20 protein-coding genes are annotated in these 25,587 nt (G+C 70.2%); 6 read left to right on the forward strand and 14 right to left on the reverse strand.

The genetic code is table 11. From position 1 onward, the window contains the following. Positions 1 to 92: 92 nt before the first annotated feature. Positions 93 to 317, reverse strand: coding sequence for a hypothetical protein (locus ASC98_RS24425; RefSeq protein ID WP_056816960.1), 225 nt, complete (start codon positions 315 to 317; stop codon positions 93 to 95). A gap of 183 nt (positions 318 to 500) precedes the next feature. On the opposite strand from ASC98_RS24425, the gene ASC98_RS29830 reads away from it, so the two are divergent. Continuing rightward, positions 501 to 2,066, forward strand: a complete 1,566-nt coding sequence (locus ASC98_RS29830; RefSeq protein ID WP_082542235.1) for an AbfB domain-containing protein — start codon at positions 501 to 503, stop codon at positions 2,064 to 2,066. A gap of 67 nt (positions 2,067 to 2,133) precedes the next feature. Here ASC98_RS29830 and ASC98_RS24435 read toward each other — a convergent pair whose 3' ends face one another. Both ASC98_RS24435 and ASC98_RS24440 read right to left on the reverse strand, forming a co-directional pair. After that, on the reverse strand, positions 2,134 to 3,441 hold the full coding sequence (locus tag ASC98_RS24435; RefSeq protein ID WP_056816962.1) for an ATP-binding protein: 1,308 nt from the start codon (positions 3,439 to 3,441) through the stop codon (positions 2,134 to 2,136). A gap of 39 nt (positions 3,442 to 3,480) precedes the next feature. Then, the gene (locus tag ASC98_RS24440; protein ID WP_056816964.1) at positions 3,481 to 3,906 is read right to left on the reverse strand and encodes an organic hydroperoxide resistance protein; all 426 of its coding nucleotides are present in this window, start codon (positions 3,904 to 3,906) and stop codon (positions 3,481 to 3,483) included. A 174-nt stretch (positions 3,907 to 4,080) separates the two neighbouring features. On the opposite strand from ASC98_RS24440, the gene ASC98_RS24445 reads away from it, so the two are divergent. Next, positions 4,081 to 4,821 (forward strand): response regulator, encoded by a 741-nt coding sequence (locus ASC98_RS24445; protein WP_056816967.1) that lies wholly within the window; start codon positions 4,081 to 4,083, stop codon positions 4,819 to 4,821. A gap of 137 nt (positions 4,822 to 4,958) precedes the next feature. Here the strand turns inward: ASC98_RS24445 and ASC98_RS24450 are convergent, their stop codons facing one another. Next, positions 4,959 to 5,501, reverse strand: a complete 543-nt coding sequence (locus ASC98_RS24450) for a thioredoxin family protein (protein ID WP_056816970.1) — start codon at positions 5,499 to 5,501, stop codon at positions 4,959 to 4,961. A gap of 129 nt (positions 5,502 to 5,630) precedes the next feature. Then, positions 5,631 to 6,338, reverse strand: coding sequence for a hypothetical protein (locus ASC98_RS24455; protein ID WP_157598226.1), 708 nt, complete (start codon positions 6,336 to 6,338; stop codon positions 5,631 to 5,633). A gap of 196 nt (positions 6,339 to 6,534) precedes the next feature. Here ASC98_RS24455 and ASC98_RS24460 point away from each other — a divergent pair, with 196 nt between their 5' ends. After that, positions 6,535 to 7,770 (forward strand): serine hydrolase, encoded by a 1,236-nt coding sequence (locus tag ASC98_RS24460; RefSeq protein WP_056817447.1) that lies wholly within the window; start codon positions 6,535 to 6,537, stop codon positions 7,768 to 7,770. Here the strand turns inward: ASC98_RS24460 and ASC98_RS24465 are convergent. The 7 genes from ASC98_RS24465 to ASC98_RS24495 all read right to left on the reverse strand — a co-directional run bounded on the left by ASC98_RS24465 (position 7,755) and on the right by ASC98_RS24495 (position 21,860). After that, entirely contained in the window at positions 7,755 to 9,764 is a 2,010-nt protein-coding gene (locus tag ASC98_RS24465) for a hypothetical protein (RefSeq protein WP_056816976.1), read from the reverse strand. The genes ASC98_RS24460 and ASC98_RS24465 overlap by 16 nt on opposite strands. Continuing rightward, positions 9,761 to 10,906 carry a VWA domain-containing protein gene (locus ASC98_RS24470; RefSeq protein WP_056816978.1) on the reverse strand — a complete coding sequence of 382 codons (1,146 nt, stop codon included), beginning with the start codon at positions 10,904 to 10,906 and terminating at the stop codon, positions 9,761 to 9,763. The genes ASC98_RS24465 and ASC98_RS24470 overlap by 4 nt, the downstream gene beginning before the upstream one ends. Positions 10,907 to 10,991: 85 nt before the next feature. Continuing rightward, positions 10,992 to 13,322 (reverse strand): DUF5682 family protein, encoded by a 2,331-nt coding sequence (locus ASC98_RS24475; RefSeq protein WP_157604845.1) that lies wholly within the window; start codon positions 13,320 to 13,322, stop codon positions 10,992 to 10,994. Next, positions 13,322 to 14,413, reverse strand: coding sequence for an AAA family ATPase (locus tag ASC98_RS24480; RefSeq protein WP_056816984.1), 1,092 nt, complete (start codon positions 14,411 to 14,413; stop codon positions 13,322 to 13,324). Before ASC98_RS24480 ends, ASC98_RS24475 begins: the two co-directional genes overlap by 1 nt. After that, positions 14,410 to 17,526: a DUF4132 domain-containing protein gene (locus ASC98_RS24485; RefSeq protein ID WP_056816987.1), complete on the reverse strand. Its 3,117-nt coding sequence runs from the start codon at positions 17,524 to 17,526 to the stop codon at positions 14,410 to 14,412. The genes ASC98_RS24480 and ASC98_RS24485 overlap by 4 nt, the downstream gene beginning before the upstream one ends. Then, entirely contained in the window at positions 17,523 to 21,272 is a 3,750-nt protein-coding gene (locus tag ASC98_RS24490) for a DUF4132 domain-containing protein (protein WP_056820532.1), read from the reverse strand. The genes ASC98_RS24485 and ASC98_RS24490 overlap by 4 nt, the downstream gene beginning before the upstream one ends. Positions 21,273 to 21,413: 141 nt before the next feature. Beyond that, a complete protein-coding gene (locus ASC98_RS24495; protein ID WP_056816994.1) occupies positions 21,414 to 21,860 on the reverse strand; it encodes a hypothetical protein in 447 nt (148 codons plus the stop codon). A gap of 134 nt (positions 21,861 to 21,994) precedes the next feature. On the opposite strand from ASC98_RS24495, the gene ASC98_RS24500 reads away from it, so the two are divergent. Beyond that, the gene (locus ASC98_RS24500) at positions 21,995 to 22,972 is read left to right on the forward strand and encodes a hypothetical protein (protein ID WP_157598224.1); all 978 of its coding nucleotides are present in this window, start codon (positions 21,995 to 21,997) and stop codon (positions 22,970 to 22,972) included. A 19-nt stretch (positions 22,973 to 22,991) separates the two neighbouring features. Here the strand turns inward: ASC98_RS24500 and ASC98_RS24505 are convergent, their stop codons facing one another. Further along, positions 22,992 to 23,369, reverse strand: coding sequence for a helix-turn-helix domain-containing protein (locus ASC98_RS24505; RefSeq protein ID WP_235582409.1), 378 nt, complete (start codon positions 23,367 to 23,369; stop codon positions 22,992 to 22,994). A 68-nt stretch (positions 23,370 to 23,437) separates the two neighbouring features. Here ASC98_RS24505 and ASC98_RS24510 point away from each other — a divergent pair, with 68 nt between their 5' ends. Next, positions 23,438 to 23,815, forward strand: a complete 378-nt coding sequence (locus tag ASC98_RS24510; RefSeq protein WP_056817001.1) for a hypothetical protein — start codon at positions 23,438 to 23,440, stop codon at positions 23,813 to 23,815. A 58-nt stretch (positions 23,816 to 23,873) separates the two neighbouring features. Next, the gene (locus ASC98_RS24515) at positions 23,874 to 24,767 is read left to right on the forward strand and encodes a LysR family transcriptional regulator (protein WP_056820535.1); all 894 of its coding nucleotides are present in this window, start codon (positions 23,874 to 23,876) and stop codon (positions 24,765 to 24,767) included. Between the two features lie 40 nt (positions 24,768 to 24,807). On the opposite strand, the gene ASC98_RS24520 is transcribed toward ASC98_RS24515, so the two are convergent. Then, a complete protein-coding gene (locus tag ASC98_RS24520; RefSeq protein WP_157598222.1) occupies positions 24,808 to 25,305 on the reverse strand; it encodes a hypothetical protein in 498 nt (165 codons plus the stop codon). Positions 25,306 to 25,587: the final 282 nt, after the last annotated feature.

Here is a 25,587-nt window from a genome sequence, read left to right on the forward strand (position 1 = left end):
TCGTAGGAGCCGGGTGCGCGCCGCGGTAGGCCTGCGGCGGGGACCACGGTGTTGACCGCCGGGCACCAATCGGGCCGGCGTCGCGCTTCAGGTCAGGCCGACGGCGGCGTCAGCTTGCGAACCTGCGCGGCCACGTCGGTGAGCTGGATCTTCAGCGCGTCGATCTCGCCGTCGATCGCTTCCGAGAAGGTCTCCAGCAACGCGCCGAAGGCCTTCACGTCCTCGTTGTCGGCCCAGCCGTTGGCCTGGGCCAGGCCCTGGAACTTCTTCGCAATGCGCTCGGCCGTGATGCCGGACCTGGTGTGCGTGGCGTTCATGGTGTTTCCCCTGAGTGAGTGGTGTGGATCGCCATCGTGCCACCGTCGCGCCGCCCGGCCGGCGCGTTGCAAAGTGGTGCCTTCTGAAACCGCTTGCAAAACCGCTAGGATCCGGCCATGGGCGCCGTCAGAGTGCCCGGCAGCCGCGCCGATCGCCACACACATTTCGTTGGAGGACAACCCATGAAGAAACTGCGACCCTTGCTTGCGCTGCTGCTGGGCCTGCTCGGCGCGCCATTCGCGTTCGCGCAGAACTGGCAGCTGGTCTGGCAGGACGAATTCCACGGCAGCATCAGCCCCGACTGGGTCTTCGAGACCGGCACCGGCTCGGGCGGCTGGGGCAACAACGAGCAGCAGTACTACCGGCGCGAGAACGCGACGGTCGAGAACGACGCGTTGGTCATCACCGCGAAGCGCGAGGATTTCGGCGGCATGCGCTACACCTCGGCGCGCATGAAGACGCAGGGCAGGAAGAGCTTCAAGTTCGGCCGCATCGAGGCGCGCATCGCGCTGCCGGGCAAGCAGGGCACCTGGCCGGCGTTCTGGATGCTGGGCAGCAACATCTCGACCGTCGGCTGGCCCGCGTCGGGCGAGATCGACATCATGGAGCAGATCAACACCGGCGCCGACGTCTACGGCACGGTGCACTGGCAGGCCGCCAACGGCAGCTACGCGTCGTACGGCGGGCACGTGGCCACCAGCATCAACAGCTACCACGTGTATGCGGTCGAGTGGGACACGAACACCATCAAGTGGTTCGTCGACGGCGCGCAGTACCACGTGATCGACATCAGCAACAACGCCGGCGGCACCGATGAGTTCCAGCGCGATTTCTTCCTGCTGCTGAACATGGCGGTGGGTGGCAACTGGCCGGGCTTCAACATCGACGAAGGCGCGCTGCCGGCGCGCATGCTGGTCGACTACGTGCGGGTCTACCAGCCCGGCACCACGACCACGACGCAGGCGGCCTGGACCAGCCAGAACATCAACGGCAACGTGATCCGCCACGCGGCAAGCCGCGGCCGCATCGACCCGGCCGGCAGCGTGTCGCCGATCGCCGACGGCAACTGGACGATGGTGCCGGGCCTGGCCGGCGGCGGCGTGTCGTTCCAGTCGGTGAACTACCCGAACAGCTACCTGCGCCACCGCAACGGCGAGGTCTGGCTCGACGCGAACGACAACTCGACGCTGTTCCGCCAGGATGCGACCTTCAACCAGCGTGCGGGCCTGGCCAACGCCGGCGCGACCTCGTTCGAATCCTGGAACTTCCCCGGCCGCTACCTGCGCCACCGCAATTCGCTGCTGTACGTCGAGGGCATCTCGAGCGACGGCGACCGCAATGACGCGACCTTCGCGCGCACGCCGCTGCTGCAGGGCTCGGCGATCACGCTCGAGGCCGAGAACTACGCGGTGCAGCAGGGCATGACGGCCGAAGCCTGCACCGAAGGCGGGCAGAACCTCGGCTACATCGACGCCAACGACTGGGTGGTGTGGGACGTCAACGTGCCGAGCAGCGGAACGTGGACGGTGCAGTACCGCGTCGCGAGCCAGAGCGGTGGTGGCGTGCTGCAACTGGAGCGTGCCGGCGGCACGCAGGTGTACGGCAGCCTCGGCGTGCCGGCGACCGGCGGCTGGCAGAACTGGACCACGGTCTCGCACCAGGTGCAGCTGAGCGCCGGGCAGCAGCAGATCGCGGTGAAGGCGCTGCAGGGGGGATGGAATCTGAACTGGATCAAGCTCAGCCGCTGAGTATCGGCGCGGCTTCAGGCGGAGGCGAGGGTCGGCATGGCGGGCGCTCCGTCATGCGTTGGAGGGCTCAACCCAGCGGCAGCACCAGCCGGGCTTCCAGCCCGCCGGCGCTGCGGTTGTGCAGGCTCAGCTGCGCGCCCATCGCGATCGCCAGCTGGTGCGCGATCGCCAGCCCCAGCCCGGTGCCGCCGGTGCTGCGGTTGCGCGAGCCTTCGAGGCGGTAGAACGGCTTCAGCACCGCCTCCAGCTGGTCGTCGGGAATGCCCGGTCCGTTGTCGAGCACCGACAGCGTCAGCCGCGTGCCGTCGGTTTGCACCCGCAGGCCGACCTCGCTGCCGAACGACAGCGCGTTGTCGACCAGGTTCGTCAGGATGCGGCGCAGCGCGTTCGGCCGCGAGACGATCGGCGCGCCGGCGCGCCCTTCCAGCGCCACCCGCTCGCCGGCGTCTTCGTAGTCGGCGACCAGGCTTTCGAACAGCGCATCGGCGTCGATGCGGCACGGCGCCTCGGTCGCGCCGTGCAGCGTGCGCGCATAGGTCACGCCTTCGCGCACCAGCAGGTTCATCGCGTCCAGGTCCTGGCGGATCTTGTCGCGGTCGGGGCCGTCGTCCATCAGGTCGGTGCGCAGCCGCATGCGGGTGATCGGCGTCTGCAGGTCGTGCGAGATCGCGGCCAATATCTCGACCCGCTCGGCCGCGTAGCCGGCAATTCGCTGCTGCATCGCGTTGAAGGCCCGCGCCGCGTGCGCGACCTCGCTCGGGCCTTGCTCGGGCAGCGTGCGGCCCTTCAGGTCGGGGCCCAGCTCGTCCGCCGCGGCGGCCAGTTCCGCCAGCGGCCGTGTCAACAGCCGCACCGCGATCCACGCGCAACCCGCCAGCACCGCCAGCTGCGCGGCCAGCACCCAGTTGACCCAGCCCGACACCGGCATGTCGACGCGGCGCGCATGCACGATCACCATGCTGGCGTCGGACAGGCGCACCTGGATCTGCAACCCGCCGACCGGCTCCGGCACCTGCACCACACGCACCGTCTCGAACGGCTTCATCGCATCGACGATCGCCGTCGCGAACTGCCGCAGCATCGGCACCTCGGGGGCCGGTCCGTCCGCGCTGCCGCCGAGCGAGAAGCGGTAGTTGCGGCGCTCCAGCCGCGCGAGCCAGCCGTCGCGCTCGGCCGCGGGCAGCCGGTCGAGGATCGCGATCGAGCTCGCGATGTCGCGCTCGATGCCGAGCATCATCAGCTCGCGCAGCGCCATGCCGCGCTCGTAGCGGATCAGCACGAAGGTCAGCCCCTGCGCGATCGCGAGGCCCAGCACGATGATCAGCGTGACCCGCGCGAACAGCGAGCGCGGCATCGGCAGGGTGACGTTGATCATGGCTGGCGGTCCGTTGCAGTGGGGTCGGGCGGCCCCGGGTCAGGCGATGAGGAAGTCGACCTCGATGTTGCCGCGCGTCGCGGCCGAGTACGGGCAGGTCTGGTGCGCGGCATCGACGAGGCGGCGCTTCACGTCGGCGTCGAGGCCCGGCAGGCTGATCGACAGTGTGACACCCAGCGCGTAGCTCGCGTCGCCAGCGGTCTTGCCGAGCGATACGCGGGCGTCGATCGCGGTGTCGGCCGGGAACTTGATGCCCAGCTGGCGGGCCGCGATCTGCATCGCGCCCATGAAGCAGGCCGAGTAGCCGACGCCGAACAGCTGCTCGGGGTTGGTGCCGGGCTTGCCGGATCCGGGCGGGCTCAGCTGCACGTCGAGCGCGCCGTCGCTGGAACGGCCCGCGCCGTCGCGGCCTCCGGTGGTGTGGGTGGCAGCGGTATAGAGAACGTTGGCGATCTTCTGCAGCATGGCGAATCCTTCACGAGGGGTGGTTGAAGCGAGCCTGTATTGCAACGGCCCGCTGTATCCCCGGTGTGTCGGCCACCCTCCGGATTTGCATTCGCATGTAGGCGGTGCGCGACCCGGACACACTGCCATACAAAGCGGCTGCGTCCGGGCGGCCGCCGCACTACAGTCACGGCCATGCAAGCCAAGCCCAGCGACCATGTGCTGATCGTCGACGACGATCGGGAGATCCGCGAACTGCTGACCACCTACCTGGTCAAGAACGGCCTGCGCGTGGTGGCCGTGCCGACCGGCCGGCACATGCGCGCGGCGCTGGAGGAACAGGGCCCGTTCGACCTGATCGTGCTCGACCTGATGCTGCCCGGCGAAGACGGGCTGACGCTGTGCCGCGACCTGCGCAGCGGCAAGTACAAGGCGACGCCGATCGTGATGCTGACCGCGCGCAACGAAGAGGCCGACCGCATCCTGGGGCTCGAGATGGGCGCCGACGACTACCTCGCGAAGCCGTTCGCCGCGCGCGAGCTGCTGGCGCGCATGCGCTCGGTGCTGCGCCGCACCCGCATGCTGCCGCCGAACATGCGGGTGGCCGAGGCGTCGCACCGGCTGGCGTTCGGCGAGTGGGAGGTCGACACCGTCGCGCGCCACCTGCTCGACGAGCAGGGCGTGATGGTGGCGCTGAGCGGTGCCGAGTACCGGCTGCTGCGCGTGTTCCTCGACCACCCGCAGCGGGTGCTGAGCCGCGACCAGCTGCTGAGCCTGACGCAAGGCCGCGAGGCCGAGCTGTTCGAGCGCTCGATCGACCTGCTGGTCAGCCGGCTGCGCCAGCGGCTGCGCGACGATGCGCGCGAGCCGCGCTACATCAAGACGGTGCGCAGCGAAGGCTATGTCTTCGCGTCGGCGGTCGAGTCGCGCGACTGAACGTCGCAAATCTCCGTTCGGGCTGAGCCTGTCGAAGCCTGAACCCGCTCGCCCTGAGCTTGTCGAAGGGTCGGGCTGAGCCTGTCGAAGCCCTGCCCCTGGCACGAGCGTTTCGACAAGCTCAACGCGAACGGATTTCAGGAGGCCAGCAGCGCCTTGATCTTGTCTTCGGTCTCGCCATAGCGGCCTTCGCCGAAGTGCGTGTAGACGATGCGGCCCTGCTTGTCGATCAGGTACAGCGCCGGCCAGTACTGGTTGCCGTACGCCCGCCAGGTGGCGTAGTCGTTGTCCTGCGCGACGGCATGCCTGATCTGCAGCTTGCGGATCGCCTCCTGCACGTTGGGCGTCGACTTCTCGAACGCGAACTCCGGCGTGTGCACGCCGATCACGACCAGCCCCTGGTCCTTGAACTTCTCGTGCCATTCCTTCACGTGCGGCAGCTGGTTCAGGCAGTTGCTGCAGGTGTAGGTCCAGAAGTCGACCAGCACCACCTTGCCGCGCAGCGCGTCGATCTTCAGCGGCGGCGAGTTCTGCCAGCTGGCGATGCCCTGGAAGTCGGGCGCCGCCACCGGGTGGGTGGCGGCCGGGCTGCCGCTGGCCGGCGGTGCGGCCAGCGTGACGAGGGCCACCGTCGCGGCGATGGCCACGACGGCGAGGAGGGCGTTGGATCGGAGGCTCATGGCGGTGGGGCGGAGTGGCGGTGCGCGGATTCTTGAGTGCGCACCGCCACCGCCGCGGTTTCTTCGTAGACCTGTGTGTCGGCCCGGCGCCCCGACACATTACGTTTCACGCGAATGACCGCGTGCCGCTCAGGGTTCGGTCACGGTGGCGAGGTTGCGCACGCCCCTGTCCGTGCCATCGACATTGAAGAACTGGTACTGGATCGGTCCGTAGCCCGGCGCAACCCACATCACGGTCGTCCCGAAGGACGGCAGGGTGTCGTCGAGGATCTTGAAGCGGCAGGCGTTCGGGAAGGTGCGACCGGCCATCGTCAAGGTCTCGTGGCCTTCGAAGGTCCAGGTCTCCTGCTCGGCCTCGGCCAGGAAGCCGCCGTTGGTGAAGTAGTTGTTGTCGGTGTACTTGAACGTCATCGTCTGTTGGGGGGCCAGCGTGTTCGGCACCAGGAAGCCGGTGTAGACCGACTTCGTGGCCTGCACGCCCTCGGGCGTGTAGTCGTAGTCGCCCCAGAAGCGCACGCCGTCGGCGTCGACCGAAAAGTACTGCGCGGAGGCGCGCGAGGTGCCTTCGACATCGAAGTACTGGAGTTGCACCGGATGGACGGCGCCGTCGAACTTTTCCTGGGTGTAGAAGACCGACTTGGCGACATAGGTCTTGTCCGGATCGGAGATCGTGTAGCGCAGGCCGGGCTTGACCGTGAAGCAGTCGCTGACGCCGGGCAGCGTCTCGACCGGCGGGTCGGCCGCCGGCGGGCAGTCATCGCCACCGCCACCGCAGGCGGCGAGCGTGGCGCAGAGGCCGGCGATCAACAGGAACGAAGGGGTGCGTGATAGTTGCATGATGATATGAAGAAGAGTTGGAGGGGCAACCGACAAGGCTCCGCCCATCCCATGCCGAACAGAAGATCGGCATGACGGCTCAGGTTGTTTGGTGTCTTGTTAGTTGCGGTAATGAACGAACACGCAGGACATGCGTTGACATGACATGCGCGTAAAGAAGCGTTACGGCGCGGCCATCGCGGCCGACAATCGGCGGATGCGTCCACATCACCTGCCATGGCTGCTGCTCGCTCCGCTGGTCGCGCTCGCGGCGCCCGACGAGGCGGCGCTCGGCCGGGCCGCCGGCTACCCTGCGGCCCGCACGTTGCGGCAGGCGTATCAGGAGCCGTGGCTGGTCGGGTCGTTCAGCGCGATGGACAGCTTCAACCCGTCGTGCATGCTGGCGCCGGCCGACGAGCCGGTCGCACTGAAGGCCGCGGCCACCGAGACGCCGTTCACCTACCGCTACCAGGGCCAGCGGCTGACGCTCGACGACTACATGCAGCACCAGCGCGCCACCGGCCTGCTGGTGGTGAAGGACGGCGAGATCGTCGCCGAGCGCTACAACTACGGCCGCACGCCGGCGATGCGCATGCTGTCGAACTCGATGGCGAAGACGATCACCGGGCTGGCGGTGATGAAGGCACTGGAAGACGGGCTGGTGAAGTCGCTCGACGACCCGGCCGAGGCCTATGCGCCTGCGCTGAAGGGCACGTTGTACGGCGGCACGCGGCTGGTCGACCTGCTGCGCATGGCGTCCGGCGCGCGCTACGTCGAGGACTACACGGCGGACGACGATCGCGCCCGCTTCAATGCCACGGCGCGCCGCGCCGGCATCGCGCAGGCGGTGCGCGAGGTCACCGAGCGCAGCGACCCGCCGGGGCAGCGCTTCAACTACGCCGGCGCGCAGACCGAGGTGCTGGGCCTGGTGCTGCGCGGTGCGACCGGCCGCACGCTGTGCGCCTACGTCGGCGAGCGCCTGTGGAAGCCGATCGGCGCGCAGGCGGCGGCGAGCTGGCTGCTGAACCCGGCCGATGGCGTGGAGCTCGCGCAGGGCGGCTTCAACGCGACGCTGCGCGACTACGCGCGGCTCGGAATGATGATGGCCGCCGATGGCCGGGTGAACGGTGCCGCGGTGGTGTCGCGCGAGCACCTGCTCGACATGACCGACCCTGCGCGGCAACCCGAGGCCTTCCGGCCCGGCCAGATGCAGTACCACGGCAGCAGCTACTTCGGCTACGGCTTCCAGACCTGGCTGCTGCCGGGCCGGCAGCGCCGCTTCATGCTGCAGGGCGTGTACGGCCAGGCGATCCTCGTGGACCCGGCGTTGAAGCTGGTGGTGGTGCACACCGCGGTCGGCAAGGATGCCTCGGGCGACGCGAGCGGAAACCACCTCGGCGCGGAGCGCAACGCGCTGCTGCGCGGCATCGTCGCGACCTACGGCGACTGGTAGTCGCTGCGCTCCAGCAGCGCCGCATCCTCATGCAACTGTCGCAGCGCCAGCAGCTGCAGCAGCGCCGGCGCGAGCGGCGCATCGCCGGGGCCGGCCTGCGCTGCGGCGGCCTCGCCGGTGAGGGCCTGCAGCCGTTGCGACAACTCGCGCAGCCCGGCCGCCTCGAGCCGGCGCGCGAGCGGTGCCGATTCACCGGCCCATGCGCGCGGCAGGCGCGACAGCCCGTGGTGCAGCAGCGTCGCCAGGTGCTGCCGCAGCGCGTCGAGCTGCAGCGTGCACGGGTCGGCCCCCGCCGGCTGCGCGCTGCCCAGCGGCAACGCGCCCAGTGCGCCGCTTGCCACCGCGAAATCCGGCACCAGCAGCCCGCCCTCGCAGCCCAGCGCCCACGGCTCCAGGCTCGGCACGCCGTGCTGCCAGCCCAGCACGCCCGCCACGTGGCGCAGTGCGCCGTGCCGCCCGCTCGCGGCCGCGGCCAGCGCATCGAGCGCGTGCGGCACATGGCGTTCGTGGAAGCGCTGCACCAGCAGCGGCGCGCCCTGTGCATCGCGCAGCAGCACCGCCACGCCCTGCGCATTGGCGTCGTAGGCCGGCGGCTCCACCTCGGCCGGGCTGAACACGATGAAACGCCGGGCCGCATGCCGCGGCTGCAAGGCCGCCGTCGGGTGCGCCTGCTGCTCGGCGCGCAGCGCCGCCACGCTGTCGAAGCGCACCGGCGCGCCGAGCTGCGCCCAGTCGGCCGCCTGCGGCAGCACGCTGTTCTGCGAGCTGCGCGCACGTGCCAGCCGCACGCTGCCGTCGGGCCGCCGCGCCGCCTGCTGCGCGAGCAGCTGACCGCGCGCCAGGGCCTCCAGCAGCACGCCGGGCGCGAGCCGCTCGGCGGCACGGATCGCCGCCTCGTCGGCACGCCGCGCCTCGGGCACCTGCCAGGCATGCGCCAGCACCAGGCGCGTGCCGGTGTCGATGTCGGCCATCACGAGGGTGCTGCGGCGCGCCTCGCCGTCGCGCTGCGTGCGCGCACCCAGACACATCAGCCGGACCCGGTCCAGCGCGGTCTCGCCGGCCTGGCCGATGCCCAGCACCGCGCCGGCATGGCCGGGCAGGCCGCCCGCGGCCAGCCGCAGGCCCAGCTCGGCCAGCAGGTCCACGCCCTGCGCGGCGTCGTACAGCGCGCGGCGTTTCGCGTAGCCCTCGCCCCAGGTCTCCAGGTCGGCCAGCAGCAGCGACAGCCACGCCGCCTCTGCCGATGCGATGCGCGCGGTCGACAGGCCCTGCATCCACGCGTCGGCCCCCTGCGACACGCCGTGCCGCACGATCGCTTCCACCAGCTGCTCGAAGGGCGCCCGCTCGACCGCGTGGGCGCGGCCCGCCACACCGAGCCGCACCGTGAGCTGCGGGGCCGCCGCGTCCTGCGCCCGCGCGGCGCGGAACGCCCACAGGCCGAGCGCGACGTGCTCGCAGGCCGCGGCGCGCACGCAATCGCAGCGCGCGGCCTCGAGCGCGGCGCCGCCCCAGTAGCGCACGGTGGCGCTCGGCAGGCGCGCGGTGTCGCAGGCGTCGCCGCCGCCGCGCTGCCGCACCTCGATGCTGATGCCGGCATCGCGTTGCGCATCGGCCACCGCCAGCAGCGCGGCCGGCACGACGCGGGCCAGTGCCGCGTCGTCCGCCTCGGCCACCGGCGCGGCGGCGGGCAGCGGCTCGGCCGCCTGCGCCGTGGCGGATTCGCGGTACGCCAGCGCCGCGATCACGCGGTGGCGGCACACGCCGGCCGCATTGCAGCTGCAGCGCGCATCCTGGATCGCCACGCCGGCCGGCCAGCGGCACGACACGCCGTCGTCGAACGTCGCCTCCAGCAGCCCCTGCGCGTCCACCGCCAGCCGCGGCCGGTAGCCGCCGGCCAGCTCGCGCACCGCCCGCTTGACGATGCCGGCATTCGCCGCATGCGACAGCGCCTCGGGCGACAGGTGCAGCAGGTCGTCCCGGGCCGGGCTGCTCACTTCAGCTTCTCCGCCAGCCATGCGGCGAGCTGCCCCGGCGTCATCGCGCCGACCTGCGCGCCGGCCTCGACCAGCCGGCCGGCGAGCTCCTTGTCATAGACCGGGTCGGCGCGTTCGTCGAGCGCGGCCAGCCCGAGCACCGTGCTGCCCTGCGCCACCAGCGCGCGCACGTGGCCGATCAGCACGTGCTCCGGCATGCCTTCGATGAAGTCGCTGACGATCACGACCACCGCCCGGCGCGGCACGCTGATCCGCTCGGCCGCATAGCCCACCGCCTTGCCGATGAAGGTGCCGCCGCCGAGCTGCACGCCCATCAGCACCTCGACCGGGTCGGTGACGCTGTCGCTCAGGTCGACCACCTCGGTGTCGAACGCGATCAGGTGCGTCTTGATGCCCGGCAGGCCCCACAGGCAGGCCGCGGTCACTGCCGAATGGATCACCGAGTTCAGCATGCTGCCGCTCTGGTCGACCAGCAGGAACACCTGCCAGGGCTCCAGCACGCGCCGCGTGTTGACGTGGAACAGCGGCCGCTGGATCACCAGCCGCCCGCGCTGCACGTCGTAGTGGCGCAGGTTGCGCTTCAGCGTCTCGCGCGCGGCGAACTGGGCGGCCGCGCCCTGCAGGCTCAGCTGCTGCGGCTTGCGCACGCCGCTGAAGGCGCGCTGCACCTGCTTCGCGAGCTTCTCGACCAGCTCGCGCACCACCTTGTCGACCAGCTTGCGCGCCATCGCCAGCACCTGCGGGTTCATCAGGTGCTTGGTGCGCAGCACCGCCTGCAGCAGCGCCGGGTTCGCCGTCGCGCGCTCCAGCACGTCGAGGTTGGTCACCACCTCATCGATGCCGTAGCGCTCGATCGCGTCGCGCTCCAGGCGCTCGATCGTCTCCTTCGGGAACAGCTCGTGGATGCCATTGATCCACTCCGGCACCGTCAGCTGCGAAGCCTCGCTGCCGCCGTGGCGCTCGAGCGTGTCGTCGGCCTGGCGGCCGTCCTGCGACGGGTCGTCGCGGCCGTACAGCCAGGCGAGCGAGCGGTCCATCGCGGCCGCGCTGCCGCCGGCCGCACCGAGGCTCGCGTCAGCGGCCTCGCCGAGCAGCAGGCGCCAGCGCTCGGCGGAATCAAGGTCGGGCAGCGGCTTCGTCATGACAACCCCTCGCTCGATGAGTACATCGATCGATCCCCCGAGGGGATGCGGGCCGGCTTGGGAGCGGCCCGGCGCTCGGCCCGCCTCATGCGAGCAGCCCGATCTGCTGGGCCCACGCCAGCGCCTGCGCCTCGACGCGCCGCGCATCGAGCAGCGCCTCGGTGCCGTCGTGCAGCTTCAGCAGCCGCTGCCGCTGTCCGGCATCCAGGCCGAGCAGCCGCGCGACGTGGGCCGCCAGTGCGCCGCGCTCGCGCGGCGGAAACCAGCCGAGCGCCGAGCGCAGCGCCGGCAGCGCGACCAGGAAGTCCTCGACGCCCATGCCGTCGAGCGCCGCATGGATGGCGCGCACGATGCCGTCGCTTTCGCTCGCGAGCGCCCGGGCGCACGAGAACAGGCCGTAGAGGAAATCGCCGAGCGCGTCGCGCGGCGGCATCGCGCGGGTGATCGCGATCACCTCGTCGCGCGCGGCCTGGACACTGTCCGCCAGTGCCTCGTGCTGGTACGCGACCCCGAGCGCCGCGCCGCGCAGCGCCGGCGGCTTCGACGCGCTGCGCGCGAGGCGGGCCATCGTCTGCCGCACGAAGTCGCCGTCTAGCGTGGGCAGGTGCAGCCGCAGCAGCGTGTCGAACACGGCGGCGGCGCGCACGTCGGCCTCCAGCAGCTGCGGGCTGCCGATGCCGTCGCGGCCCTCGAGCAGCCACAGCAGCTGCCCGGCCATCAGCGCCAGCGTGTCTTCGAGCAGGTCGCGCGGGTCGTCGCCCCAGAAGCCGGCCTCGACGATCGCGGCCAGCGATTGCGCGGCGCGCGCGAGCGCCCCGTGGTCGTGGCTGCTGCCGATGCCCTGGCGCAGCTGCTGCGCGAACTCGTGGCCCATGTCGAGCAGGCCGGCACGGATCGCCTGCATCAGGCAGCGCGTCAGCACCGCGGCGTCGCCGGGCGCATCGGCCACCTGGCGCAGCAGTGCCTGGCGCGCGGCGGATTCGAGCGTGGCGCCGTGCACCGCGGCCTCGATCAGGTCGGGGTGCCAGCGCTCGGTCTGCTGCAGCCGCCAGTGCTCCTCGAAGTTCAGCTCGCGGGCCAGGCCGCGCGCGGCGCGCGGGGCCTTGGTGTCGACCAGCTGCACGCCGCTGATGTCCAGGCAGCGCAGTTGCCACAGCAGTTGCGCGCGCGGCACGTCGTCGGCGCGGCGGCGGTCGAGCACCAGCGTGTGCGGCGTGCGCTCGACCTGCAGCCCGTGCGCGGCCAGCCGCTGCCGCACGTCGTGCAGCAGCGGCGGCAGCGGCGTGTCGCCATGCAGGCGGCCGGCGCCGTCGCCGGTCAGCGCGAGCAGTGCCTCGCGCAGCACCGGGTGGTGCTGCGTGCCGAGGCGGCGGTCGTTGCTCCACGGTGCCGGTGCCTCCAGCGCTTCCTTCACGACGGCCGATTGCAGCGCGTCGAGCAGGTCGGTGCGCAGCGGCACCGCATGGCCGCGCAACGCGGCCAGCGCGGCGGCGCTGCGCTCGAAGGCCAGCAGGTCGGCGGTGGACAGCGGCACCTGCGCCCGGCGCAGCCGCGCGACCATGCGCGCGACCGCGCGGTCTCCGGCCGGCTGCAGGCCGTGCTGCCACACCCACTGGTAGTACATCGGCGACGGCAGCCCCGCGGCATAGCCGCCGAGGGCGTCGACCTGGCGGAATTCGAACGGCACCAGGTAGCAGCCGGCGGCGCGTTCGTCGGCCGGTTGGGGCACGTCGGGTTCGTCCGGCGTCGCTGCGGCCTGCGTGCGCTCCAGCGCCGGCTTGTGCCAGCCGCCGCACACCACCAGCACGCGTTCGAAGTTCGACGCGGCCCACGCGACCCACTGCGCCATGTGGGCCTCGCGCGCCTGGTCCTGCGGGGTGCCGGGATCGTCGCCGCGCAGCTCGGCGAAGTACAGGTCGAGCCGGTTCGACAGTTCGTCGGGCGGCGCATCGGCCGGCAGCGACTCGAACAGGTGATCCCACAGCGCGTCGTCGCTGTCGACGTTGAAGCGGTGGCACAGCTGCGCCACCACCTGCGCGTAACGCGGGCGGGCGGCGTGCTGGGCGGCGGTGCGGCGCTGCGCATCGGGCAGTGCGCGGTAGCGCCAGTGCGGCAGGTCCATGAAGCGCACCGCCGCGCCGGCCGCGCTGCCGGCGCGCAGCGCCACCCACTCCGGCGAATGGTCGAGCAGCGGGAACCAGCACTGCGCCGGCCGCCCGTCCTCGTTCGCGTAGCTGTACAGCGCGAGCGGCAGCTCGTGGTCGAGCAGCAGCTCGCCGAGGCGCGGGTTGAAGTCGCTCGGGCCTTCGATCAGCACCGCCTGCGGCCGCTCGTGCGCGATCGCCTGCGCCACCAGCCGCGCGCAGGCGGGGCTGTGGTGGCGCACGCCGATCACGCGGACCCGGCCGGCCGGCATCATTCCGGCAGCAGGTGCCGCGCCGCGTGGAAGGCCTGCCAGTGCTCGCCCTTGCGGCGGCTCGCGCGCTGCTCGATGTAGCGGCGGATCTTCTTCAGGTCGTCGGCGTTGTCCTTCGCGGCGGCACCGGCCAGCGCCTCGACGATGTCGGCCGGCTGGCCGGCGTCGCCGCGCAGGTAGTGGCCGCGCAGCGCAACCGCATGCGCGACGCTGACCGCCTCGGCGGTGCTGACGACGGTCGACAGGCGCTCGCCGGCGTTGCCGTCCTTGTCGAGCCCGGTGCGCAGTTCGCGGAAGGTGGTGACCAGCACCTCCAGCACGTCGTCGGACGGCCGCACCGCGAGCTGGTCCTGCGCCAGCAGCCGCGCGAGCTCGGAGCGCACCAGCGCGAGTTCCTCGTCGTAGTCGGCGATCGGGAACACCGTCTCGAACGCGAAGCGGCGCTTCAGCGCGGCCGACATCTCGTTGACGCCACGGTCGCGGGTGTTGGCGGTGGCGATCAGGTTGAAGCCGGGCGCGGCGAACACCGCGTTGTCGTCGGCCAGCTCGGGCACCATCAACAGCCGTTCGGAGAGGATCGACAGCAGGCCGTCCTGCACCTCCGGCGGGCAGCGGGTGATCTCCTCGAAGCGCACGATGCGGCCGTCGCGCAGCGCGCGGTACAGCGGCGACGGCACCAGCGCCCGCGGGCTCGGGCCCTCGTTGAGCAGCAGCGCGTAGTTCCAGCCGTACTTGATCTGGTCCTCGGTGGTGGCGGCGCTGCCCTGGATGGTCAGCGTGCTGGTGCCGCTGATGGCCGCCGCGAGCAGCTCCGACAGCAGGCTCTTCGCGGTGCCGGGCTCGCCGACCAGCAGCAGCGCGCGGTTCGAGGCCAGCGTGACCATCGCGCGCTCGAGCAGGCCGGGCGCGCAGACGATCTTGCGGCGGATGCCGGGCGCGCCGCCGATGAAGCGCATCACCGCCTTCATCGACAGGCGCCAGCCGGGCGGCACCGGGCCGCTGTCGTGCTTCGCGAGCTGGGCCAGCTCGTCGGCGTAGAGCAGCTCGGCCGGCGGGCGCTGGCTGCGGATGGCGTCGGTGCGTTCGGTCATGGCGAGGGCTGCGAGAGTGCGGGATTCAGCAGGTCGATGTCGCGCAGCATCTCGCTGGCCGACACCGGGTCGAGTGCGTCGAACGATACCGCTTCGACGCTGCCTTCGGCCGAATGGCGCACGAGCGTGAGCCACTCGAGCGACTGGCGCGGCTCCATCACGCCGCCGCCGACGAAGATGCCGGGGCTGAAGCGCAGGCCGATGCGCAGGCCACCGGGTGCGTCGCGCGAATACTCGCGGACCATGCCGCCGTCTTCGGCGCCGCCGCGCTGCCAGCCCTTCTGGTCGAGGCCGATCACCGCACCGGTCGCGACGTCGCGGTTCTCGAAGCGCTTGATCGTGCTCTGCTGCTGCTCCTCTGGCGTCAGCGCGTAGGTCTCGCGCTGCAGCTGCTTGAACGGCTGCAGGATCTCGTAGTCGCCGAACAGCTGGCCGAGCTGCGCCTTCGCGGGCGCATCGAGTTCGAGCACGTGCAGGATGCCGATCGGCGCGGCCTCGGGCAGTGCGAGCGCTTCGTCCGCCGCATCCGCGAGCGTCCAGTCCTCGGCCACGCGGAAGGGCTGTGCGAGCACGCCACCGTCGTAGGTGGCCCAGGCCAGGCGCGTCGCCAGGTGACGCATCAGCGGATGGGCCAGGAAGAAGCGCCGGAACTCGGTCGGCGACCAGCGCCGGCGGTTGCGCATCGCGCGCTCCAGCCGCGTGATCTCCAGGCTGGCGATCGAGCGGACATCCTTCTTCAGCTGCTTGAAGCGCTCGGACGCCGGGCCGGCGAGCGCGGCATCGTCGCCCTTCAGCGGCTTCGGCAGGTCCTTCAGGCGCTGGCCGCCCGCGTCGCGCACGATCGGCTTCAGGCTTTCGTCGAAGCTGAGCGTGAATCGGCGCGGGCCGAAGTCGAAGACGGCCGCCTCGGGCTCGTCCAGGCCGAGCGTCGGTGCCAGCCGGTCGCCGAGTTCGTCGAGCGTCAGCCCGCGCGCATCGGCCACCGCCGAGATCATCCCGGCGGCGCGCAGCTGCACGCGCTTGTGCCGGCCCTTGGTGGCCTGCGTGTTCAGCAGCATCAGCGCCACGTCGGTGCCGATCGCGGCCAGCAGGTCGAGCGCGGATTCGGCGCGGCCGCGCGTGCCCGGCGCGCCCGCCCAATCGTTGATGCGCGGGACCAGGCGGCGGGCCGTCTCGTCGTTGCCGAGCAGGCCCAGCGTGCGGAAGGCCCAGCCGTCCTTCGACGGCGCGCCGGCAGCGGCCCAGGCCTCATACAGGTCCCACGCGAAGTCGGCCAGGCTCGCGGGCGTGCACGCGGCCTGCACCAGCGCGACGCCGGGGTAGGGCGCTACGGGCTGGCCGATCATCAGCATCTGCACCAGGTGCCCGGTGGCCGCGGTGCCCAGCGCGCCGCCGGCACGCAGTTGCGGTCGCCGCATCGTGGCCACGTCGCAGAAGGCCGGCAGCGGCGGCATCTCGCCCGGCAGCACGTCCAGCGGATCGGTGGCAAGCAGCACGGTGGCGGCGTGCGTCATCGCGTCGCCGTAGGCTTCGGCGGCTTCGAGCAGCGCGCTGCGCCCTCCTGCCTGCTCCGCCATCCAGCGCAGCGTGTAGCGCGCGTCATCGCGCTCCGCGCTGTGCTGCGCCGAGAATGCCGTGGGCAGGGCCTGCAGCAGCATCGTGCGAGGGAACTTCGCAATCCACTCGGCGGCGGCGCTGCGGTGCATGCGGAACTGCCGCAGCAGTTTCGCCATGCGGGGCACCAGCAAGGGCGTGTCCATCAGCAGCGCGATGCGCGGGCCCTTGCCCTGGTGGGTCGACAGCACCGCGACCATGCCGGGGATGGCGGCCACGTCGAGGCGGGCCAGCACCTGCTCGGCGTCGAGGCTCCAGGGGCTGAGCATCCAGCGCTCGGGCGGGAAGCTGTTCCACAGCATCCGCTGCGCGGCCTGCGGCGCGTCGAACAGCAGCGACATCGAGGCGGAGTTCGCCGCGGTGTCGCCGTCCTGCAGCGGCTGCCCGGCCAGCAGGCGCTGCGCGCCGGCATCGGTCAGCTTCAGCTCGACCGGAAAGCCATGCGCATCGCGTTGGGGGTTCAGCTGGCGAGGCGCGGCCTTCACACGTTCCAGCAGGTCCGGCGTCCATGCCAGGGCCTCGGGTGTCGCGAGGGCCGCAACCTCCAGCACCGGCAACTGCCCCGGCCGATCGGTGCGCAGCCACGGCGGTTCACGCAGGATCGGCGGCAAGGCCTCAGCAGGCGCTTCGACCGGGTTCAGCGCCGCCACCGCGCCCTCGAAGCGGGTGCGCAACGCGGGCTCCAGCGCCTCGAGCGCCGCCGGCAAGGCCTGCGGCCACTCATGCGCCAACCGCAAGGCCCAGGTCTCGGCAGCCCGGCCGCGTCCGGCCATCGCCTGGCGGATCACCGTGGACAGCACGGCCACCGGATGGGTCTTCGCGAGCTTTTCCAGCGCGTCGCGCACCTTCTTGTGGTCCGACTGCGCCACCAGCAGCGGCAGCAGGCCGGGCACCCGCATCTGCGCCGCGAGCTTGAGGGCCTGCGTGCCGAGCTTGGGGTCGCGCGATGCGAGCCGCGTGCGGATGAACCACGCCAGCACGTCCAGCGCCGCCTCGCCGTGCAGCTTCAGTTGCAGCAGCACGCCCTTCGTCAGCGTGGCGTGGTCGAGCCAGGGGTTGGCCGTGGCGTACGCCAGAAAGTCGGCCGGCGGCATCGCGCACCCGAACAGCACCGCGTGCCGGTAGATCTCCCTGCCGTGGGCGGCCAGCCAGTCGGCCGCCCATTCGCCGAGGTGCGGGAAGACGAAGGCGCAGGCGCGCGCGGCCGACGACGAGCTCGTCCGGCCGCGCTGCGCCACCGCGAGCGCGCCTTCATGGGCGGCCTCGTCGGCGCAGGCGACCGCCATGCGCAGCGGATCGAAGCGCGCGAGCCAGTCGCTGTCGGCCTGCGGCAGCGTGCCGCCCAACGCGGCTTCGAGTGCGCCGGCCAGGTTCTCCGGCCCCGAGGGCGCGGGCGACGGCAGGTGCACGCCGCGCATCACCGGCAGCAGCGCCAGCCACTCCGGCGTCCACTGGAACCCGCCGTCGGGCCACACCAGGCCGAGCGGGGCCTTCTTCATGGCAGCGGCGCCAGCAGGTCCGCATCGCGCAGCACCTCGCTCGCGACGATCGGGTCGAGCCGCTCGAACTTCACATGGCCTTGCTGGGCCCAGGTGCCGGCTTCGCGCAGCACGATCTGCGGGATGCGCTGCTTCGGCTCGTAACTCAGGTCGCCGATCACGGTGCCGGGGTCGAGGTCGAGCTGGACCTCCAGCCCGCCGCCGACGCGCTTCGTGAACCAGCCGACCCAGCCGCCGTCCTGCGCGTCGCCGCGCTCCCAGCCGCGGTTGACCAGGCCCATCACGCTGCCGGTGGCCACGGTCCTGGCCGCGAAGCGCTTCAGCTCGGTGGCCTGCAATTCGTCGGGCGTGAGCCGGTAGGTCTCGCGACCGAGCTGCTTGAACGGCTGCAGGATCTCGTAGTCGGCGAACACCTGGCCGAACGCGGCCTGCATCGGCGCCGGCATCTCCAGCACGTGGACGATGCCGACGTTCGCATCGTCGGGCAGCGTGGCCTGCACGTCGTCGCCGTCGGCGAGCGTCCAGTCTTCGGCGACGCGGAAGGCGCTGGCCAACGTGCCGGCCGCATCGCCGTCGCGAGCCTCGTACACGCCCCACACCACGCGCGCCGCGAGGTGGCGCATCAGCGGGTGATCGAGGAAGAACAGCTTGAAATCGGTGGCCGACCAGCGGCGCCGTTCGACCATGCTCATCTCAAGCCGCGTCACCTGCAGGCTGGCGATGGCCTTGGCGTCCTTCTTCAGCTGCTTGAAGCGATCGGTGGCGGCGTCGGCCAGTGCGGCATCGTCGCTCTTGATCGGCTTCGGCAGGTCTTTCAGGCGCACGCCCTGCGCGTCCTTCACGAACGGCTTCAGCGTCTCGTCGAAGCCGACGAAGAAACGGCGCGGCCCGAAATCGAGCGCCAGCGCGCCGTGCTCGTCGAGGCCCAGGTCGGGCACCAGCCGGTCGGCCAATTCGGCGGCGGTGAAGCCGCGCGCCTCGGCCACCGCGGCGATCTTCTCCTTCGCGCGGTCCTGCAGCGCCTTGAACTTCACCTTGCCGGCGATGCCGTTCAGGTGCATCAGCGCGACATCGCTGCCGATCGCGGCCAGCAGGTCGAGCCCGGTGACCGCGCGCTGGTGCGCCGATTCGCCAGGCCACTCGCGGATGCGCGGCGCGAGCCGGCGCGCGGTCTCGTCATTGCCCAGCAGGCCGAGCGCGGCGAAGGCCCTGCCGTCCTTGCTGGGTGCGCCGGCGGCGATCCAGGCCTCGAACAGGTCCCAGGCGAACTCGGCCAGCGAGGCCGGCGTGCACAGCTCCTTGACCATCGCGATGCCGGGGTAGGGTGCTTCGAGCCGGCTGATCGCGAGCATCGACCCGATGTGCTCGATCGCGCTGGTCGGCAGGGCCTCGCCGCTGTCGCGCAGCACCGGGCGGCGCAGGGCCGGCGCGACGAAGAACACCGGCAGCTTCGGCATGCGCGCGGGCAGCACCAGCAGCGGGTCGGCGTCGAGCAGGGCTTGCAGCGCCTGCTGCATCGGGGAGTTGTCGTCCGACGTGTCGTACGACGCGGCGATCTCGCGGGCGCGCGCCTCGAAGCCGCTGGCCACCAGCCAGCGCAGGCCGAACTGCGCGTTCTCGCGCAGCGTTCGATCCGTGCCGAAGGCGAGGGGCAGGGCCTGCGTCAGCGCGGTGTCGGCGTGGGCGCGCAGCCAGGCCATCGCAGGCGCCTTCGCCTTCTTCAGGTTGCGCAGCGCATGCAGCGCGATCGGCGCGAGCTGGGCGCTGTCGACGTCGATCGCGATCGGCAGCCCGGCTTCCGGATATGACTGCACGTAGCCGACGAAGCCCGGTACCGCGGCCTCGCCGTGGCGCGCGAGGATGGCGCGGATCGGCGCGCTGGTGTCGTTGTACGAATACCAGTGCTTCGACGGGTAGCTGTTCCACAGCGCGAGCGCGGCGGGCTCGGGGAACAGCAGCACCACTTCGGGTGTCTGGCCGTAGAAGTACTGCCTGGTGATCTTGAAATCCTCGGGCAGCAGCGGCTGGCCGGTCATCACGCGCACCTGGCCCTCTGGCGTGATCTGCAGCTCGTTCAGGGCGTACCCGGTCGGGCTCGGCGACTGCTTGTTGCGCCACGGGTTGACCTGGTGGGCGGCGTGGCGGGCGCGCTCGTCGGGCGACCAGCCGAGGCGGTCCGGCGTGGCGTGGGCGGCGACGTCGAGCGTCGGCAGGTCGGCGGCGCGCGCCTTGCGCAGCCAGGGCGGCTCGCGCAGCAGCGGCGGCAGCTGGTCGGGCGCGGCCTCGGCGCTCTGCAGCGCGTCGAGCAGCGCCTGGAAGCGCTCGCGTTCGCCGTCGGCCAGCGTGGGCAGGGCCTGCGCCAGCGCGGCGGGTTCGCGCAACGCGAGCCGCACCGCCCAGCCTTCGGCGAGCCGCGAGCGTGAGGCGAGCGCGTGGCCGATCACGCAGTTGAGCGTGGCGGCCGGGTAGCGTTCGGACAGCTTGTCGAGTGCGGCGCGCACCTCCTTGCGTTCGATCAGTTCGGTCAGCAGCGGGATGCTCTGCGGCACGCGCATGCGCAGCACCAGCCCGGTGAGCTTCTCGCTGTTGTCTCGGTCGTCGGCGCGGCGCAGCAGGTCGGCCAGCAACTCGAAGGCGCCGGCATCGTGCAGCTGGATCTGCAATGCGAGCGCGCCTTGCAGCAGGTAGTACGTCGGCGAGGCTGCGGCCAGGTAGCGCTGCATCGCATCGGCCGGCACGACGGTCTCGCGCAGGTGGAGGTAGTGGTCCGCGGGCTCCTCGGCCATGCTGGCGAGGGCCCAGTCGGTGCGGTGCGGGCACAGCACGGCGCGCAGCATCCGGTCGAGCGGCGCGGCAGCGGCTTGCCGCTCGAGCGTGGCGATGGCGGCATCGTGCACGTCGTCATCGGCGGCGGCGATGGCGGCGCGCAGCAGCTGGAACTGCGAGCTGATGACGCGGCTCAGCGAGAACGCGTGCGGCTGCGAGCCGCGCGCCAGGTCGAGTGCGATCTCGATCATGAACGGCACGCCGTGCAGCGCGATGCCGACGTGGGTGGCCCAGGTGAGGCCGTGGGTCCCGTAGATATCACCCTGGTGGAGCACGTTGCCGTGCATGCACTGTGCGCACAGCTCCAGCCAGAAGTCCGGATCGGCCTGCGCCAGGCGATCGGCCCCGGTCTTGCCGGGAAAGGTGGCGGCGTTCCACTGCGTCCAGTCGCGGTTCAGCTGCGAGGCCAGCTCAACGAACTCCTGCGCGCGGTGGCTGTACTGCAGATCCCGCACGGTGACGGGCGTGGCGAGCAGGCTGCGGCCGTCGGGAAACGCGGGGGCGTGGATGCCGCGCACCACCGGCATGGCCTTGCGCAGGGCATCGTTCCATTCGAAGCCGCCGTGCGGCCAGTCGATCGGTGGGGCGTCGGTGGCGGGCGGGGTGGGGGGCGGCGTCTTCGGCGTCGCGGGCGGTGGGGATGCCGCAGCGGCCTTCGGTGTGGCCGGTGCTGCGGCCGGCGCGGCAACCGCGGCCAGCGTTGCACCGGCGGCCACGCCGATCTCACCGTAGCCCTTGCCGGTCTTTTCCTTGACCAGTGCGTCGTGCTCGGTTTGCGCGGCGGCGGCGCTCGCGAACGACTTGGTCTTGGTCTGGCCGTTGGTGCCGATGCGGCCGAAGCGCACCGTCACGTCGCTGCCGGCCACGGCCACCTCCCAGAACTTGCTCGATGTTCCCTCGACCAGCTCGAATCGGCGCATGCCCCGCGTCCTTCCTGTCTGCTGCGTACAAGCGGGCAACTATATCGGCGCGATGTGTCGCGCCGCTCCGTTCGCCCTGAGCAGGGATCGAGCTTGTCGAGGGCCCGTCCGTCGAAGGGTTGTGGCCGAAGCGTGTCGTCGTCAGTAGTAGACGTACACCGTCACGACGGCCACCACGGCCGAGTCATAGGTGGAGGTGGCGGTGAAGGTCAGCGCGACCGGCGTTGTGAATGAGCGGGTGTCGAAGGTGTCGACGAGGATGCGCGATGCGCTGAGGGTGTCGATGGTGACGCCGATGCCGCCGTAGTACACCGTGGTGCCGCTGCCGGCGACCGAGGTGCCGGCGACCTGCAGCGACCAGACGACGGGCTCGCTGGCATCGAGCTGCAGCGATTCGCCGGCATAGACCGAGATGCTCTGCGACGAACCGGAGTGGATGTGCCCGCTGCTGAGCGGTTCCCCTGCGACGATGATGCCGATGTCGAACGTGACGCTGCCGTCGTCACCACCGCCACCGCAGGCGGTGAGGGCCAAGGCCAGGCAGGCCGCGGCGGCGAGCCGCGGCAGGATTCGTGTGACGGGGTGCATGGGCGCATCCGGAGTCGTTGATGGGGCATCCAACGGCTCGGGTGGGCGGTGTGTTGACCGGCGAGGTGTAACGCTTGAAAGTCCGAAGGGGAATCGGCAACGATCTACCTACAACTGGGAAATGGAGCGTATCCATGGTGATGGCAGCTACTTGCTTGGTCGATGGCCCAGGAGGGGCGTTTGAAGTTGATGTACAGACCGCCTTGAAGATGCTTCATGACGCGGAGTCAGAAGGGCGCGACAAGCCAGCGTTTCGATGCGTGTTCTGCGGTGCGCCGGTCAAACCTCACGATGACGGCCCAAGCGAGCACATGGAGCACTACGACCGCAACCCTTACTGCATTCTCAGCAACGTCAAACAGAGGTCGGCTCCCAGGCGAGCCGTCGTTGATGCGGGCTGGCAGTGGTCGTTCAACCAACTTCGGAACCAACTGCAGAGTGGCAATGAGGGTGCATATCTGAAGCTGTATTCGCAGAAGAAGAATGAGGCGCTCTTCTACTCACAGCAGTACAGCGTGCATCCGCTGCATCTCAAGGATCCGGATGAGCTTGGCACCCCGGGCTTGTTCGATGCGATCAGCGAAATCATTCGGCGTTTGCCAGTGAAGCGAGACCCCCGAGGCTTCTATCGATACGCTGTTCTTGATTGGGTAGCGTTCGTTGAAGTGGTGCGTTCTTTCCATAGAGCGCTGCAGCTGTCGACCGCCGAGAGTCGGAAGGAGCCCGCGATAACCCGCGAGGAAGGGAAGGCTGCAGCCATTTGGAGAATGATCACGGTGGCGCGCGCGGCAGCAAACGCATCTGGTCGTGCCAACCTTCGCGTCTCCAAAGTCAAGGAGGCCGAGTTGTCGGATGCCGAGTTTGCAAAACTGCTCAACGATCTGATCGCTCGACAGAATGGCAAGTGCGCCATCACGGACCTCAAACTTGAGTTCGACGAAGAATCGAAAGACAAGGCGTTCCTCTGCTCACTGGACCGCATCGACAGCAATGGCCATTACGAGCCGAACAACCTCCAAGTTGTTTGCCGGTTCGCCAATCGGTGGAAAGGCGACCAACTGAACTCTGAATTTAGGCGATTGATCGAGGCGGTGAAGCGAGGTCGCCATTGAGGCGGTTTGATCGAGAGAATCAAGAACTACTGGACGTGCGAGGGCTTGTTTCCCGAGAGGGGGCTGCCTTCTTGCCAGCCCTGCGCGCCACTGCCTGCAGGGCGGCCAGCTTCTCATCCACCCGAGCCGCCAACTCCACCGCGCTGAGTTGCACTCCCGCCGCCAGCCTCCAAAACACGCTCACCGACGGCTGCTTCTTGCCCGCTTCCATCATCGTGATGTAGGGCCGGTCCAGTTCCGCCGCGGCGGCAAGGCCTTCCTGCGTCATCGTCAACTCGTTGCGCCGTTCCTTCAGAACGGCGCCCAGGGCTTGGACGAGGAGGTCATTTCGGCTGGGTCGCATCGCCGCCGACTGTGTCTTTCTCGTTGCCTCAAGACACGTGTCAGTTGATAACATTCGCTACATGAGTCGCTCGTTGGCAGTTTCGCGATCGGCGTCCGATCCCTCGCCAAACCAGGTGCCCCGTGCCCGACCTCCTCATCAACTTCATCACCCTCCACCCCGCCACCAACCCCACGCACCGCGCGATCACCCACGTCGGCCTGATGTTCAGCAGTGTCGGTTCGCTGATGTGGCAGCTGCGTGTCGCCGCCGCCATCGAGCTGATCGAGACCGATGCGCAGCGCCTGTACTTCATCGATCCGATCTCGTGCCGCCGCCGCGAGGTGGAGGTCGAACGTGCCAGGGGCCGCAGGCCGCACTTGCGCGCCCGCAACGGGACAGGCTGGACCGACGACCTGCTGAACCTGCCCCTGCTCGTTTATCCGCCCCACTGCGACGGCGCCTTTCCGCCACCGCGGCCCACCCCGCGCGCGCCTTGCAACGAACGGAACATCACGTAGCAGTTTGGGAGGATCACCACCGCTAGCATCCATCGCAAACAAGGGGAGAGACCGTGCGATGGCACTGATGGAAGAGATCACGCTGCGCAAGCTGGAGATGCTGCTGGCCTACATGGAGACCTGCAACCTGCGGCGTGCCGCCGAGCAGCTGCAAGTGAGCACGGTCAGCGTGCACCGCGCGCTGCATTCGCTCGAAGACGCGCTCGACTGCGCGTTGTTCCGCCACGAGGGCCGCGAGCTGCTGCCCACCTCGGCCGCGCTGGCGCTGGCCGATGCCGCGCGCATTGCGGTGAAGGCCCTTCACGACGGCGTGCAGGCGGCGCGCGCGGTCGGCGGCTGGTCGGCCGGGCGCATCCGCATCGGCTCGCTCTATTCGCTCGGCGTGCAGACGCTGCCGCGGCTCGTCAACGACCTGCGGCAGCTGCGCCCCGAGGTGCAGACCGAACTGCTGATGGGCTCGAACGCCGAGCTGCTGGTGCAGTTGCATGCCGGCACGGCCGACGCTGCGCTGATGGCGATCCCGCCGGACGAGCCCGACATCGAATCCTTCGCGCTGTTCGACGACCAGATGTATTTCGCCGCGCCGGTCGGCTCGCGCTATGCGCGCCTCGGCGCTGTCGACCTCGGGGCCTGCGCCGGCGAGCGCTTCATCACGCTGCGCAAGGGCTTCGCGACGCGCGACGGCTTCGATGCAGCGTTCGGCGGCGCCGGCTTCACGCCGAAACTCGCGATGCAGGTCGGCGACATCTTCACGCTGATCAACCTGGTCGGCGGCGGCCTCGGCTGCACGTTGCTGCCGGGGCGCGCGCGCGAGGCACTCGGCGGCCGCGTGGAACTGATACCGCTGCAGTTGCGCTACCAGGTTCGCCAGCAGATCGGGTTGAACTACCTGCGGGCGAGGCAGCGCGACCCGAATCTGGTCGCGTTGCGCAGGGTGTGTGGCACGCATTGATATGCCGCCGGCGCGAGCCTTCCCGCAGTGTTAACAGGCCCTAGCTAGGATTGCTGCGAGTCGTGCCGAACACGTAGCCGAGGATCGATGTGAGCACAGGCAAAAGCATGTTCAGCAGAAGTAGCTGGCTGTATGACGTCCAGAAATCGCGCGATGCACGCTTCATCTCAACCAGCTTGCCGACGGTGTCATTGACCCCACGCAAGGCATCTGGCGAGCTTGCCGCCGCGTAGTGAGCTGCAGCCTGTTTCAGCACTGCCTGCACCGCGACAACTTCCGCTGGAGGGCTGCTGTATTCGCCGTATGCCACCACGGAGATGAGAGTCACCGCCAATACGGCAATGACTCCCAGGACTCCCCAGGCAAGCCGGATCCCGAGCTTCTGCAATCCGGAAATGTCTTCTACAGGCAACCTCTGCGGCTCTGTGGTGCGGACGTCCATTCTTGTCGGGGCAGAGTCGTCGGAGGGAGGATCCAGATCCAACTTCATCGGCTCTTCAGGATCGTCAGGATCGTCAGTCGGCGGATTGGTTGCCATGCTCGACCTCTTGGCTCTGGCTTGGGAAACTCCAGCCTATGACCTGGTGGTCATCCCTCGCATCCCCTTCTTTGTCTAACCAACTTCTCGCACCTCGGCATTGAAGGGGGGTAGATGTTCAAGCGTGCGCTTGATCGACAGATCCAGTTGGGGAGGTGTCATCTCGTCGGGTGCAACGGGTTCAGGTACCCCACGCGGTCCCACGACAGGCACGGGTCCGGCCGGCGGCCTGGCGATCTCTGGTTGGGGCTGTCTTGTTGCCATACACCAAGCCTCCGCGTC

The sequence above is a fragment of the Rhizobacter sp. Root1238 genome (assembly GCF_001425825.1).
Taxonomy (GTDB): domain Bacteria; phylum Pseudomonadota; class Gammaproteobacteria; order Burkholderiales; family Burkholderiaceae_C; genus Rhizobacter.

Bases quoted from the DNA above. Each gene is read 5' to 3' on its own strand.
- ASC98_RS24425 (WP_056816960.1), bottom strand. From the start codon at position 317: ATGAACGCCACGCACACCAGGTCCGGCATCACGGCCGAGCGCATTGCG.
- ASC98_RS29830 (WP_082542235.1), top strand. From the start codon at position 501: ATGAAGAAACTGCGACCCTTGCTTGCGCTGCTGCTGGGCCTGCTCGGC.
- ASC98_RS24435 (WP_056816962.1), bottom strand. From the start codon at position 3,441: ATGATCAACGTCACCCTGCCGATGCCGCGCTCGCTGTTCGCGCGGGTC.
- ASC98_RS24440 (WP_056816964.1), bottom strand. From the start codon at position 3,906: ATGCTGCAGAAGATCGCCAACGTTCTCTATACCGCTGCCACCCACACC.
- ASC98_RS24445 (WP_056816967.1), top strand. From the start codon at position 4,081: ATGCAAGCCAAGCCCAGCGACCATGTGCTGATCGTCGACGACGATCGG.
- ASC98_RS24450 (WP_056816970.1), bottom strand. From the start codon at position 5,501: ATGAGCCTCCGATCCAACGCCCTCCTCGCCGTCGTGGCCATCGCCGCG.
- ASC98_RS24455 (WP_157598226.1), bottom strand. From the start codon at position 6,338: ATGCAACTATCACGCACCCCTTCGTTCCTGTTGATCGCCGGCCTCTGC.
- ASC98_RS24460 (WP_056817447.1), top strand. From the start codon at position 6,535: ATGCGTCCACATCACCTGCCATGGCTGCTGCTCGCTCCGCTGGTCGCG.
- ASC98_RS24470 (WP_056816978.1), bottom strand. From the start codon at position 10,906: ATGACGAAGCCGCTGCCCGACCTTGATTCCGCCGAGCGCTGGCGCCTG.
- ASC98_RS24475 (WP_157604845.1), bottom strand. From the start codon at position 13,322: ATGCCGGCCGGCCGGGTCCGCGTGATCGGCGTGCGCCACCACAGCCCC.
- ASC98_RS24480 (WP_056816984.1), bottom strand. From the start codon at position 14,413: ATGACCGAACGCACCGACGCCATCCGCAGCCAGCGCCCGCCGGCCGAG.
- ASC98_RS24485 (WP_056816987.1), bottom strand. From the start codon at position 17,526: ATGAAGAAGGCCCCGCTCGGCCTGGTGTGGCCCGACGGCGGGTTCCAG.
- ASC98_RS24490 (WP_056820532.1), bottom strand. From the start codon at position 21,272: ATGCGCCGATTCGAGCTGGTCGAGGGAACATCGAGCAAGTTCTGGGAG.
- ASC98_RS24495 (WP_056816994.1), bottom strand. From the start codon at position 21,860: ATGCACCCCGTCACACGAATCCTGCCGCGGCTCGCCGCCGCGGCCTGC.
- ASC98_RS24500 (WP_157598224.1), top strand. From the start codon at position 21,995: ATGGTGATGGCAGCTACTTGCTTGGTCGATGGCCCAGGAGGGGCGTTT.
- ASC98_RS24505 (WP_235582409.1), bottom strand. From the start codon at position 23,369: ATGTTATCAACTGACACGTGTCTTGAGGCAACGAGAAAGACACAGTCG.
- ASC98_RS24515 (WP_056820535.1), top strand. From the start codon at position 23,874: ATGGCACTGATGGAAGAGATCACGCTGCGCAAGCTGGAGATGCTGCTG.
- ASC98_RS24520 (WP_157598222.1), bottom strand. From the start codon at position 25,305: ATGGCAACCAATCCGCCGACTGACGATCCTGACGATCCTGAAGAGCCG.